General features: G+C 64.4%; 11 protein-coding genes. 8 read left to right on the top strand and 3 right to left on the bottom strand.

All coding sequences use genetic code 11. The features are described 5' to 3' along the window. Nucleotides 1-105 precede the first annotated feature (105 nt). From VXL81_RS10125 to rsgA, 4 genes are all read left to right on the top strand, one after another. On the top strand, nt 106-1,476 hold the full coding sequence (locus VXL81_RS10125; RefSeq protein WP_416537800.1) for a DUF2927 domain-containing protein: 1,371 nt from the start codon (nt 106-108) through the stop codon (nt 1,474-1,476). 83 nt (nt 1,477-1,559) lie between these two features. After that, entirely contained in the window at nt 1,560-1,727 is a 168-nt protein-coding gene (locus VXL81_RS10120) for a hypothetical protein (RefSeq protein WP_340545170.1), read from the top strand. A gap of 54 nt (nt 1,728-1,781) precedes the next feature. Further along, nucleotides 1,782-2,966: a vWA domain-containing protein gene (locus tag VXL81_RS10115; protein WP_416554090.1), complete on the top strand. Its 1,185-nt coding sequence runs from the start codon at nt 1,782-1,784 to the stop codon at nt 2,964-2,966. A gap of 252 nt (nt 2,967-3,218) precedes the next feature. After that, a complete protein-coding gene (rsgA, locus tag VXL81_RS10110; protein WP_416537764.1) occupies nt 3,219-4,310 on the top strand; it encodes a ribosome small subunit-dependent GTPase A in 1,092 nt (363 codons plus the stop codon). Between the two features lie 90 nt (nt 4,311-4,400). Here the strand turns inward: rsgA and VXL81_RS10105 are convergent, their stop codons facing one another. From VXL81_RS10105 to VXL81_RS10095, 3 genes are all read right to left on the bottom strand, one after another. Further along, nucleotides 4,401-6,275, bottom strand: coding sequence for an OmpA family protein (locus VXL81_RS10105; protein ID WP_416554088.1), 1,875 nt, complete (start codon nt 6,273-6,275; stop codon nt 4,401-4,403). 122 nt (nt 6,276-6,397) lie between these two features. After that, nucleotides 6,398-7,663 (bottom strand): vWA domain-containing protein, encoded by a 1,266-nt coding sequence (locus VXL81_RS10100; RefSeq protein WP_416554086.1) that lies wholly within the window; start codon nt 7,661-7,663, stop codon nt 6,398-6,400. A gap of 18 nt (nt 7,664-7,681) precedes the next feature. Continuing rightward, nucleotides 7,682-8,695 (bottom strand): AAA family ATPase, encoded by a 1,014-nt coding sequence (locus VXL81_RS10095; RefSeq protein ID WP_416554084.1) that lies wholly within the window; start codon nt 8,693-8,695, stop codon nt 7,682-7,684. A 310-nt stretch (nt 8,696-9,005) separates the two neighbouring features. On the opposite strand from VXL81_RS10095, the gene VXL81_RS10090 reads away from it, so the two are divergent. From VXL81_RS10090 to VXL81_RS10075, 4 genes are all read left to right on the top strand, one after another. After that, nucleotides 9,006-10,085, top strand: coding sequence for a glycosyltransferase family 2 protein (locus tag VXL81_RS10090; RefSeq protein WP_416554082.1), 1,080 nt, complete (start codon nt 9,006-9,008; stop codon nt 10,083-10,085). 198 nt (nt 10,086-10,283) lie between these two features. After that, the gene (locus VXL81_RS10085; RefSeq protein WP_416537769.1) at nt 10,284-11,243 is read left to right on the top strand and encodes a phosphoadenosine phosphosulfate reductase; all 960 of its coding nucleotides are present in this window, start codon (nt 10,284-10,286) and stop codon (nt 11,241-11,243) included. 81 nt (nt 11,244-11,324) lie between these two features. Next, nucleotides 11,325-12,365 carry a dihydroorotase gene (pyrC, locus tag VXL81_RS10080; RefSeq protein ID WP_416554080.1) on the top strand — a complete coding sequence of 347 codons (1,041 nt, stop codon included), beginning with the start codon at nt 11,325-11,327 and terminating at the stop codon, nt 12,363-12,365. 77 nt (nt 12,366-12,442) lie between these two features. After that, complete coding sequence (locus tag VXL81_RS10075; RefSeq protein ID WP_340545161.1) at nt 12,443-13,123, top strand: orotate phosphoribosyltransferase; 681 nt, start codon at nt 12,443-12,445, stop codon at nt 13,121-13,123. The last annotated feature ends 120 nt before the right edge of the window (nt 13,124-13,243 follow it).

Raw genomic sequence — 13,243 nt, 5'->3', positions numbered from 1 at the left:
AAGCTGGGGCGATCGCGCCGCAGGAGATATCGCTTGTTCACATTCCGGCCCCCCTTCGCGGCCCCGCGCAAGCCTGCCAGCGGCAGCAGCGGCCCGGCGGCTGCCCTGTCCTGCGTGTTCCGGCGCGGCTGCGCCGCGCTGGTGCTGCTCGCCACACTGGCGGGATGTGGCACCGGAAGCGCCCCGCCGGCCCCCGGTCACCGCGGCGCGGCCACGGCAGCGCTGGCCCCGGCCAAGAGCTTTGCCCGTGCCCATCCGGTGGCGCCGCAGCGGGCCAACAGCGATATCGCACGGGATTTCCTGGATCTGCATTTCCAGCTCGAAGGCGGCACCGAACTGCCTGTGTTTACCCGGTTTGAAACTCCGATCACGCTGCGCGTCACCGGCCAGCCGGGCAGCGGGCTGACCCGCGATCTGGAGGCGCTGCTGCTGCGACTGCGCCGAGAAGCGGGGCTGGACCTGCGGCAGCTGACCACCGGGGCGGCCAATATCACCATCGAAGCCGTGCCGCGCAAGGCGATCCGCCGCGCCTCGCCCCGGGCGGCCTGTTTCGTGGTCCCCAACGTCAGCTCGCTGGCGGAGTATCGCCGCTACAAGCGCCATCCGCGCACCAATTGGGCCAATCTGCGCGCCCGTCAGCGGCTGGCGATTTTTGTGCCGAATGATGTCAGCCCGCAAGAGACCCGCGACTGCCTGCACGAAGAGCTGGCGCAGGCGATCGGGCCGCTGAACGATCTCTACCGGCTGCCGGATTCGGTGTTCAACGATGACAATATCCATACGGTACTGACCGGGTTTGACATGCTGATCCTGCGGCTGGGCTATGCGCCCGAGCTGCGTACCGGCATGACACGGGCCGAGGTGGCCGCGCGCCTGCCTGCCATTCTGGCACGGCTGAACCCGGCAGGTGCCGGGCGCGCCGCGGCGCCGCTGCCGCGCACCTCTCGGGACTGGATCCGCGCGACCGAGGCGGCGCTGACACCGGGCACTGGCCGCGGCACCCGTTTGCAGGCCGCCCATCGCGGCGCCGCCATTGCCCGCGATCTGGGCTGGCAGGATCACCGGCGGGCGTTCAACCACTATGTGCTGGGGCGCATTCTGCAGCGGGACGAGCCGGAGCTGGCGCAGCAGCATTTCGAGACCGCGCTGATCTATTTGCAGGGGCGCTATGACAGCCCGCTGCTGCGCGCGCAGATCGCCAGCCGCATGGCGGCCTTTGACATCGTGCGCGGCGACGGCGCCAGCGCCCTGGCGCGGATCCGCCCTGCCCTGCCGGTGGCAGCGCGCGGCGAGAATGCGGTGCTGTTGTCAAGCCTGATGCTGCTGGAGGCCGAGGCGCTGCTGCTGGAGGGGCAAACTGACGCTGCCTATGCGGTCAGGCTGGACAGTCAGGGGTGGGCGCGATACGGGTTTGGCCCGGATTGGGCGGTCCGGGGGGCAATGCGCGAAATCGCAGCCCTGGCGCCGCCGCAATAACCACAGCTGAGGGGCGCACCGGCTTGACCCGGCCCGCGGCGGCCCCACCTGAGACCTGAACACTCTAACATACGGACATTGGCATGATCGTAATCGGCGCATTGATCATTGGCGCATTCCTGGGGGCCCGTACGGCCCAGAAACGCGGCGGCAGCTTGGCGGACAAACTGCAATATGGCGCTGCATACGCCATTGTTTTTGGTATTCTGGGGATGTTTGCAACCATCCTTGCGGACCGCGCCCTGCTCTGACGCGGGGCTATGGACCGCGACATGACCGCCTGATGAGCCCTGACGGAGACCCCGATGTTTCAGCCCTTCTTTGAAAACCTGCGCAAGGCGGCGGTTCCGGTATCCCTGCGGGAGTATCTGACCTTTCTCGAGGGGATGAAGGCCGGGCTGGCGACCTATGATATCGACGCTTTCTACTATCTGGCGCGCGCCGCCATGGTGAAGGATGAGCGCAATATCGACAAATTCGACCGTGCCTTTGCCACGACATTCTCAGGACTGGAGGTGATCCCCGCCGAGGCGGTGATGCAGGCCGTGGATATCCCCGAAGAGTGGATCCGCAAGATGGCGGAAAAGCATCTGAGCGAGGAAGAGCGCCGCGAAATCGAGGCGCTTGGCGGGTTTGAAAAACTGATGGAAACCCTGAAAGAGCGGCTGAAGGAACAGGAAGGCCGCCATCAGGGCGGCAACAAGTGGATCGGCACCGCTGGCACCTCGCCTTTTGGCGCCTATGGCTACAATCCCGAAGGCGTGCGCATCGGCCAGAAGGAAAGCCGCCACCAGCGCGCCGTGAAGGTCTGGGACAAGCGCGAGTTCAGGAACCTCGACGGCGATGTCGAACTGGGCACCCGCAACATCAAGGTGGCGCTGAAACGGCTGCGCCGCTGGGTGCGCGAGGGCGCTGCCGAGGAGCTGGACCTCTCCGGCACCATCCGCGCCACCGCCGAACATGGCTATCTGGATGTGAAGACCCGGCCCGAGCGGCACAATGCGGTGAAGGTACTGCTGTTTCTGGATGTCGGCGGGTCGATGGATCCGCATATCAAGGTGGTGGAGGAGCTGTTCTCGGCGGCGCGCAGCGAGTTCAAGCATCTGGAATATTTCTATTTCCACAATTGCCTCTATGAAGGGGTCTGGCGCGACAACCGCCGCCGCTGGGAGGCGCAGATCCCCACCCATGAGGTGCTGCGCACCTATGGGGCGGACTATAAATGTATCTTTGTCGGCGATGCCTCGATGTCGCCTTATGAAATCGCCTATCCCGGCGGCGCCAATGAGCATTGGAACCCGGAGGCAGGCCAGGTCTGGCTGGAGCGAGCGCGGGCGCAGTGGGCCTCACATCTGTGGATCAACCCGGTGCCGGAGGCCTATTGGGGCCATACCCATTCGATCCAGATAATCCGGGAGATTTTCGAGGATCAGATGGTGCCGATGACATTGGCGGGACTGGAGCGCGGCATGCGGGAGCTGACGCGCTAGGCCCGGCAGCCCGCACAGGCCACGCGCGGCGAAAGCTTGCCAAGTCACCCCGCCTCGGGTAGACCAAGCGCCAGAGAATTGGAGAGTTTATGTCCTGGTGAAGAAGGGGCGGCAGAGGCCACCCCGGTTTGCAGATTGCCCCGGTGAAGACCACCTGCGCTCATCCGCAGGTGTCAGGAAAGATCTGCGCGACATTCATCAGAGACACGGATCCGGGCAGGCCCCGCGATCACACCAAGAAAGACATTCCCAATGACAAGGGACTATTCCCAATTCCTGAGCCCCGCCTCCACTGACGGATCTGCCGATACCGCGCGACCGCTGAGCCCGCTGGAGCATCTGGGCTGGCAGAGCTTTTTCTCTCAGCAAACCGATCTCGAAGAGATCGCCAGCCATCCGCCCGTGCGTATCACCGAGGTGAACCGCAGCGGGCTGCGCGCCCTTGGCGATGGCATCGACATGGTGATCCCCCCCGGCCCCGAGGCCACGGTGGGCGACTGGCTGATGCTGGACGCCGAGCTGCCGACCCATAGCCGGGTGCTGGAGCGCAAGAGCCTGATCCGCCGCCGCGCGCCGGGCAAGGATCGCAAGATCCAGCTGATTGCGGCCAATATCGACACCATGTTCGTGGTCACCTCCTGCAACGCGGATTTCAACGTCGCGCGGCTGGAACGATTTATCGCCATGGCCTTTGACGCGGAGGTGACGCCGGTGATCGTGCTGACGAAGATCGACCTCTGCGACGATCTTGAGCCCTATGTCACCAAGGCAAAGGCGATTTCCGATCTGGTTGAGGTGGTTCCGCTGAACGCCAAGAGCGAGACCGCGCGTGAGGCGCTGGCGCCCTGGGTCCGGGCCGGGCAGACGATTGCCTTTCTCGGCACCTCCGGCGTGGGCAAATCCACGCTGACCAAGGCATTGGGCGATGATCTGGATATCGCAACCCAAGGCATCCGCGAAGACGACGCGCGCGGGCGCCATACCACCACCCGGCGGCAGCTCTATTTCATCGAAAACGGCTGCGGCGTGCTGGACACGCCGGGAATGCGGGAGTTGCAGCTGACCGATGCCGCCGAGGGGGTGAGCGATGTTTTCGCCGATCTTGAAGAGCTGTCCACCCAGTGCCGGTTCCGCAACTGCGCCCATGAGGGCGAACCGGGCTGCGCGGTGCAGGCCGGTATCGCAGCCGGCGAGGTGGACCCGGCGCGGCTTGACCGCTGGCGCAAGCTGGCGGCGGAGGAGGCGTTCAACTCGGCCTCGCTGGCGCAGCGCCGTGCCAAGGACAAGAGCTTTGGCAAGATGGTGAAAACCGTGAAGTCGATCAAGAAACGCAACCGGAAGTAACCGCGCTGCGCGATCAAGACAGAAAGGGCGCCTCGTTGGGGCGCCCTTTTACTATGTGCAGATGCGGGGGTTTTGCCCCCTGCCACCCGGTCAGCTACCGCCCTGTAGCAGCGGCGTGATGCGGCGTACGGCAGCGCGGCGGTTGGCGCGGTCGGCGCGCTGTGTCACCACGGCCAGATCGGTTTCCCCATAGCCCTGCACCACCATGTTTTCCGGCGGCACGTTGAAATATTCGGTGAGCGCCAGCGCGACACTCTCGGCGCGGCGGTCCGATAGTGCCAGATTATAGGGCGCGGCACCGACCGCATCGGTGTGGCCTTCGATCAGGAACACGTCCTGCGGGTTCTTTGCAATCATCTCGCGCATGGCATTGCCCAGCGCCGATAGCTCTTCGGCCTCGGCGGCGCGGATCACGGCAGAGCCGGTCTCGAAGTTGATGGATTGCACGGTGATTTCCGGCACCAAGCGGCGCACCGCGTCAATATTGCGGATCTGGCGCAGGGAGAAGCGGCGGTTGACCTGCGGCGCTTCCTTTGCCGCCAGCGCCAGCGCCAGTTCATCGGCGCTGATCGCGTCGCTGCTGAAACCTGACTGACGCGGCGCGGCGGTGGGCAGTTCGGAGACCACAACATTGTCGCTGCGCTGGGTGTCGTCGAACAGGACCACGGTGCTGCCATCGGTCAGCGTGCGGGTGCGGCGCAGCACCCGACCATCGCGGGCGCGGATGGTTTCCACCTCTGCGCCATCCTCGCGTACGACAACGGTGCGGGTGGACCCGTCCTTGAACTTATAGGTGGTGACATTGCTGCCGGGCTGGCGAAGCAGGGCGTCGTCATTCTTGATCACCCGGTACTGGCCGTTCTGTTCAACCACCGCGCGGTCGCCGGAATTGCTGACAACGGTTTCGCCCTGTTTCAGGAGCTGGCCGATGGCCACGGCCCCCAGTCCAAGCAGAGCGGCCTTCTGCAACTTGCTGAGACCGTCATCGTCGTTGTCTGCGGTGGCAGGGGCGCTGTTGCTGTCAGTTTCAGCGTTTGCAGACGTCTCGGCAGTGGCCGCGGCCTCAGCCGCCGGGGTGTTCACCGCAGTTTCAAATTCCTCATCCGAACTGCGCGCGCTGTCCTCGGTCACGGTTTCCTCGACAACCTCTGCCTCCTCGGTGGCGGCGGCGCTGGCCGCTGCGGCGGCGGCGCTGTCATCTGCCTCCTCGGTCTGGGCAAGGGCGTCGGCCTGCGCCTGACTGTCGAGCGGCTCAACCTCGGGTTCGGGTTCAGGATCGGACGCAGGTGCAGGGTCGGTCCCGGCCTCAGCCTCTGCCAGCGCTGCGGCCAGTTCGGTGTCGGAGGTGGTCTCGGCCTCAGCCGTAGCCTCGGGTGCGGCGGCGGCGCCTGCCTCTGTGCTGGCGGCTGTATCCACCCCGTCATTGGCTGCCGGCTCCACCGGTGTCTCTGCCTCTGCGGTGGTTTCACCTGCGCTCTGTTCAGCGGCTGTCTCTGCCGTCTCGGCCGGAGCTTCGGTCGGCGCGATCTGAGATTCGGCAGCGTCTGTGGCAGGTTCTGGGGCAGGTTCAACCGGAGCGGCGGCGACCTGCTCGGCCTCGGTCGGGGCTGCTGGCTCAGCCTGTTCGCCTGCCTCAGGTGCAGGCTCAGCCTGTTCAGCGCCCGCCATCAGGGCAACGGACGCGAGCGCCGGATCCAATGCTGCGTCCAGCTCTCCGGTGACATAGGCCTGGCAGAACTGTGCCTTGGCCCCTTTGCCCTTGCCTTTGAGGATCTCACCCTCGGGGGTGATGCGGCCGTTTTGCAGCCAACGCAGGCAGCGCTGCACGGCCTCGGTGATCTGCTCCGCCGTCATCTGGCTGAGATCGGTCGGATCCGATTTGGACTGCGCCGGTGCGGCGACCGGAAGGCTGAGAGAGACGATGACCGCCAACGCGGTCGAGGATCTGAGAAGCTGCGAAACCATGCGGTGTTCCTTTCGCTGTGCGGTGCAAAGCCTAAGGAGCCAACTCGCGGCAAAGCAAATAAGTTGCCTGTGAGGGTCATTTTTCGGCCAGAGCCTGCCGATGCGGGCGTCGGGCGCCGGGGTCAGTCGGCGGTCAGCATCTGCAACAGGCGCTGTTTTTCGCCGCTGTCATCCTGACGCGCGAGCATATCCGCCAGATCCTGAAGCGCGGCAATGGAATGGCCTGCGCGAAAGCTGTCGACATGAGGCAGCATGGCGCGGATGCCGCGCGCCTTGGGGGCGAACCCGTCAAAGCGCAGCAAGGGGTTGAGCCAGATCAGACGGCGCGCGGAGAGATGCAGCCGCTGCATTTCCGCACTGAGCTGATCGCTGTCGTCGCGGTCCAGCCCGTCGGTGATCAGCAGGACCACGGCCCCCTGCCCCATGACGCGGCGCGACCAGTCACGGTTGAAATCATGCAGGCAGGCGCCGATCCTTGTGCCGCCCTCCCAGTCCTGCGCCTCGGCCCCGGCTGCGGCCAGGGCGGCATCAACATCGCGCTGCGCCAGATGGCGGGTAATGTTGGTAAGCCGTGTGCCGAAGGTAAAACCATGGACCCGCGCCCAGCCCGGCCCCTTGCGATTGGCGACCGCATGCAGGAAATGCAGGATCAGGCGGGAATATTGGCTCATCGAGCCGGAGATATCGCAGATCACCACCAGATTGGGCCAGCGCAGCCGGCGCTGCGCCCGCGCGAGGGTCGTGACCTCTCCGCCCTGACGTGCGGCCTGGGCGAGCGTGCGCCGCCAGTTGATCCGGCTGCCAGATGGAGCCGCCATCAGACGGCGCGACTGAATGGGGCGGATCGGCAGCTGCATCTTGGCCAGCATCCGCTTGGCCTCGGCCACCTCGGCGGTGCTCATCTGCTCAAAGTCGAGCTGCCGCAACCGTTCCTCGCGCGACATGGTGAGTTCGGCGTTTAATTCCAGCTGTTCCGGTGGCTCCTCCCCCTCCGGCGGGTCAGGGCGATCCGGTGCCTCAGCCCCGTCCAGCAATGCCTCGGCGGCGCGTTTCTGGGCCGGTTTGGCGGCCTTCTCCTCCTGCGTGCCACGGATTGCGGGCAGCATCGCCGCCATCATATGCTCCAGAAAGCGCGGATCGCGCCAATAGAGGCGAAAGATCTGCGCAAAGACCTGACGATGCTCCGGCTTGGAGACAAAACAGGCGTGCAGCGTCCAGTAGAAATCCTGTTTCGAGGTAAAGCCAGCAGCGGCAACAGCCTCCACCGCCTCGCTCACCCGGCCCGGACCGATAGGCAGCCCAGCGCGGCGCAAAGCCCGCGCGAAATGGGTGATGTTCTGCGCCAGCCGGGGCGTTTCCGGCAGCGGCAATGGCGGGTATTCAGGCATATGGACAGGGCTGGCGCATCAGGCGGGACCCAGCGCGGCACGGGCCTGATCGAGAATGCGTTTGGCCTCTGATCCATGCAGGCGGCTGATGTCATCCTGATATTTCAGGATGGCCCCCAGCGTGTCGGCGATCACCTCGGGCGACAGGTCGATCACATCCAGCGCTAGCAGGCAATTGGCCCAGTCGATGGTTTCGGCGATGCCCGGGCGTTTGAACAGATCCTCGGTGCGCAGGGCCTGCACAAAGGCGACGACCTCCTGCGACAGACGCGGTGCGAGACCGGGAGCGCGGGCGGTCAGGATCTCCATTTCGCGCTCAAAGTCCGGGTAATCCACCCAGTGATAGAGACAGCGGCGTTTCAGCGCGTCATGCACCTCGCGGGTGCGGTTGGAGGTGAGGATCACAATGGGCGGCTCGGGAGCCTTGATGGTGCCAAGTTCGGGGATGGTGACCTGAAAATCGCTGAGCGCCTCAAGCAGGAAGGCCTCGAACGGCTCATCGGTGCGGTCGAGTTCGTCGATCAGCAAGACAGGTGCGCCCGCCGGGTCCGGCTGCATCGCCTCAAGCAGCGGGCGGCGGATCAGATAGTCGTCGCTGAAGAGTTCCGCCTGAAGCGCAGCACGGTCGCTTGCCTCCTCGGCGGCGACTTCGGCGGTGCGGATGGCCATCATCTGGGCGGCAAAGTTCCATTCATAGACGGCGCTGGCGGCATCCAGCCCCTCGTAGCATTGCAGCCTTATCAGCCGACGTCCAAGCGCGGCAGCGAGTGTCTTGGCGATCTCGGTCTTGCCGACCCCGGCCTCGCCCTCCAGAAACAGCGGCCGACCGAGGCGCAGCGACAGGAAGACCACCGTGGCAAGCCCGCGATCCGCGACATAGCCCGCGCCTGTCAGCAGGGTTTGCACCGCATCAATGGAGCCGGGCAGACCGTTGGCCTGAGCCTGCCCCTGAGCCCGTCCCCGAGCCTGGGCACTGTCCGCTGCGTGGCGGGTGGGATTTTCCGGCTCGACCGCCTGTGTTTCCTGCGACATCTGCCCCCCTTCTGGTCCCTGATCAGGAGACATCTGGCCCCTGACCAACAGGCCATATGTTCGGCACCAAGAGGCCACGCCGAACCGGTCGGGTCAAGCGCTTGTCGATGCCACTTTGGTCTCATAGACGCCCCGCCGACCACGCCAGCACCGCATGTACCGATCTGCACAGCAAGGCCCAAACACCCGGCGCAGCGGCGCATGACATTGACCGGCTTTCGCTGCAATGCGATGACAGAGGCAGGCCATCCGCCCCAAGGGCGCGCCATGCCCCCAAGGCGGCGACGGCACAGACGTAGCGGGAGACAGCATGCGAACACTGGCCGTAACATGTGTAAAGAACGAAGGGGCTTTCCTGCTGGAGTGGATCGCCCATCACAAGGCCGTCGGCTTCAGCGACATTCTGATCCTGTCCAATGACTGCGCGGATGGCACCGACCGGATGCTGGATCGACTGGATGAACTGGGCCATATCACCCATCTGCGCAACGACGGCCCCTATGACAAGGGCGGCATCCAGTTCACCGGGCTTAAGAAAGCGGACAAACACCGGCTGATGCGCAAGGCGGACTGGGTGATGGCGTTTGACGTGGATGAGTTCGTCAATATCCACGTCGGAGACGGCCGCCTGACCGACCTGCATGACGCGCTGCCGGAGGCGGATGCGATCACCCTCACCTGGCGGCTGTTCGGCAATGGCGAAACGGTGCGCTATCAGGACCAGCCGGTGACCGACAGCTTTACCCGCTGCGCACCGGAGGTGATCCACTGGCCGTGGCGCGCGGCGATGTTCAAGACGCTCTATCGCAATGACGGCACCTATCGCAAACTGGGGGTGCATCGCCCGCGAAGCCCACAGGATGAGGCCGCGCTGGCGCGGTATCGCTGGTTCGACGGATCGGGTCGTGAACTGGGTCAGGACTTCAGGACGCAGCGGATCTACTCCAACTATGGCCAGTCGAATTTCGATCTGGTGCAGCTCAACCACTACCCGCTTGGCGCGATGGAGAGCTATGTGCTGAAAGCCGACCGCGGACGGGTCAACCGCCCGGGCGAGCTGGGCATGGATTATTGGGTGGAACGCAATTTCAACACCGATGAGGACGGCAGCATCGCCCGCTATCGCCCCGCCCGTGAGGCGATCGCCGAGCTGCTGCGCGAAGACCCCAAGCTTCAGCGCCTGCACGAACGCGCGGTGCAGTGGCGCCACGACCGCTTTCGCATGTTGATGCAGCAGGACGCCTATCGGACATTGTTTTCGCGCCTGCTGATGACACCGCCTTCGCGGCTGATCAGCCCCGGAACCGCCCGCACTCTCGCCGGTTTTGCCACCTTGGGCCGTCACAGCGCGCAGCAGGGCAGCGACAAACCCGACAATGGGCAGGACTGAGCAGTGGGCAGAGCTGAGCCCTGACCGGATGCGATCGGCCCGCCCCCGCCGCCCGCGCAGCAAGCCGTTCCGCCTCCTTTTGCGCGCAACAATGGCCGACAAACCGGCCTTACAATTTCCAATTTTAGCCTTATTTCGCCTTTAGATGTTGCTGGAGGCAAACCCGTCCGATCCAGGACGGGGCGAGAGGACGAGGCTATGCAGCAGGATACGTTGGACACGCTGGACGAGGATCTGTCCGGGCTGAAGCCCGCGCAGTGGCAGGCCCGCATGGCCGCGCTGGCCGAAGAAAACGGCATGTATCAGCCGCTCGGGAATCGTCACTTTGCCAGCTTCATCGATCAGGGCAATACGCTGCTGGTCAGCTTTGAGACAATCCAAGGCATCCACAACCTGTCAGATCTGGCGCAGCCCCTCGGGTTTGATCTGGTCAAGAACCTGGGCTGGTCGCATCTGTGCCTCATCTCCAACGGCGACACCTGGTTTCGAAATGACCGCATCTTCGGGTTTTTCGACCAGCTGATCGATGATGGTTTCTTTGACGAATTCGACAAGGTGGTGTTCTACGGCGCCGGTCCCTGCGGCTATGCCGCGGCCGCCTTCTCCGTGGCCGCGCCTGGCGCTACCGTGGTCGCGATCCAGCCGCAAGCAACCCTTGATCCCCGGCTGACAGACTGGGACGACCGCTTCACCGAGATGCGCCGTGTCGATTTCAGCAATCGCTACGGGTTTGCCCCCGACATGATGGATGCGGCCCGGCAGGGCTTTGTGATCTACGATCCGCGTGAGCGGCTGGATTCCATGCATGCCGCCCTGTTTGCGCGCAAAAACGTGATGCGCCTGCGCACGCCCCATCTGGGCGACACTGTGCAGACCCGGCTGATCGAGATGGAAATCCTCTATAATATTCTGGCGCTGGCCGGTGCTGACCGGCTGACGGAACAGCAGTTCTACAAACTCTATCGCGCCCGCCGCACCAATGGCCCGTATCTGCGAAAGCTGATGGCAGAGCTGGAACAGACAGACCGCCCCTATCTGATGGCGCTGCTCTGCCGCAATGTCACCGGCAGGCTGCGCGCCCCGCGCTTCCGTCGTCGGCTTGAGGCGCTCCGGAAACGCGCTGCCGAGGGCGAGATCACCCTGCCACCCGAGCGCTGAGCGACACCGGGGACAGGCCAGCAGCGCGACAAGATGATCCCGTCGCTTCCCCTTCGCGCGGCCCTGTGCTAGGCGAACGCCATGACCGTTCAGCTCACCATCCCCCGCCCCGATGACTGGCATCTGCATCTGCGCGACGGCGCGATGCTGAAGGCCGTTCTCCCCGAAACCGCCCGCCATTTCGGCCGTGCGATCATCATGCCGAATCTTGTGCCGCCCGTGGTGACCGGTGACCAGGCCGCCGCCTACCGCGACCGTATTCTGGCGGCCCTGCCCGACGGTATGGCATTTGAACCGCTGATGACGCTCTACCTGACCGAGGACACCGATCCTGCGGATGTGGCAGCGGCCCACGCCAGCGGTCTGGTCAAGGCGGTGAAGCTGTATCCGGCCGGGGCCACCACCAACTCTGCTTCGGGGGTGAGCAATTTCGACAAGGTCCGTGCGGTGCTGGAGACGATGGCAGAGATCGGCCTGCCGCTCTGCACCCATGGCGAGGTCACTGACCATGATATCGACATTTTCGACCGCGAGGCGGTGTTCATCGACCGGGTGCTGGACCCGATCCGCAAGGCGACACCGGGCCTGCGGGTGGTGATGGAACATATCACCACCAGAAACGCCGCCGATTATGTGACCAGCCAGGACGAAGACCTCGGCGCGACAATCACCACGCACCATCTGATCATCAACCGCAACCACATCCTGGCCGGCGGCATCAAACCGCATTACTACTGCCTGCCGGTGGCCAAGCGCGAAGAGCACCGGATCGCCCTGCGCGCGGCCGCCACCTCCGGCGATCGGCGGTTTTTCCTCGGCACGGATTCCGCGCCCCATACCGACCCCAACAAACTCAGCACCTGTGGCTGTGCCGGCTGTTTCACGGCCCCCAACACGATGTCGCTGCTCGCGCATGTCTTCGAAGAAGAGGCCGCGCTGGACAAGCTGGCGGGCTTTGCCTCGGAACATGGCCCGGCCTTCTACGGCCTGCCCGTCAATGCAGACAGGCTGACCCTGATCAAGCAGGACAATGCCGTAGTGTTCCCCGACCAGATCAGCACCGCCGATGGCCCGGTGACCGTCTTTGATCCGGGGTTTGATGTATTCTGGAAAGTTGCCTGACCATATCTTCTGGCTCCAAATATCCCCGCCGGAGGCTCCTGCCACCGGCGGCTCGCGCCGACCACAAGGATGATAGAATGATCCCCTCCTCCTACCCTTCCCGCGAAGAAATCGCCCGTCTTTCCGCCCGTATGCTGCTGGAGATCGGCGCGGTGAATTTCAATACCGAGACGCCCTATACCCTGGCCTCCGGCCTGCCGTCGCCCAGCTATATCGACTGCCGCAAGCTGATCTCGTTTCCGCGGATCCGCTCGACGCTGATGGATTTCATGACCGTCACCGTGATGCGCAATGCCGGCTTTGAGGCCTTTGACAATATTGCCGGGGGCGAAACCGCAGGTATTCCCTTTGCCGCGCTGGTCGCCGAGCGCATGGCGCTGCCGATGACCTATGTGCGCAAAAAGCCCAAAGGCTATGGCAAGAACGCCCGCATCGAAGGCGCGATGAGCGATGGCGAGCGGGTGCTGCTGGTGGAGGATCTGACCACCGATGGCGGTTCGAAACTGTCCTTTGTCGATGCGATCCGCGAAACCGGCGCCTCCTGTGGCCATACGGCAGTGGTCTTCTACTACGACATCTTCCCCGAAACCGAAAAGACGCTGGGCGACCACGGCGTATCGCTGCACTATCTGTGCACCTGGTGGGACGTGCTGGCCGAGGCGCGCGTGCAGCAGGCCTTCTCCAGCGAGACGCTGGATGAGGTGGAGCGTTTCCTCAAGGATCCGCGCGCCTGGCAGGACGCGCATAAATCCGCCTGATCTGAAATCAGCACAGTGATGCACCGGGGGCGGCCTGTGGACAGGGCTGCCCTCGAATCGTCTCTGCCACTGGCAATCTCCCAGATATAGATCGCTTCCCAGATTACACCACATGATATA

The organism is Phaeobacter sp. JH204B, assembly GCF_048055755.1.
GTDB lineage: Bacteria > Pseudomonadota > Alphaproteobacteria > Rhodobacterales > Rhodobacteraceae > Phaeobacter > Phaeobacter bryozoorum.
The sequence above is the reverse complement of the archived record's forward strand: the minus strand, read 5'-3'. Positions and strand labels throughout refer to the sequence as shown.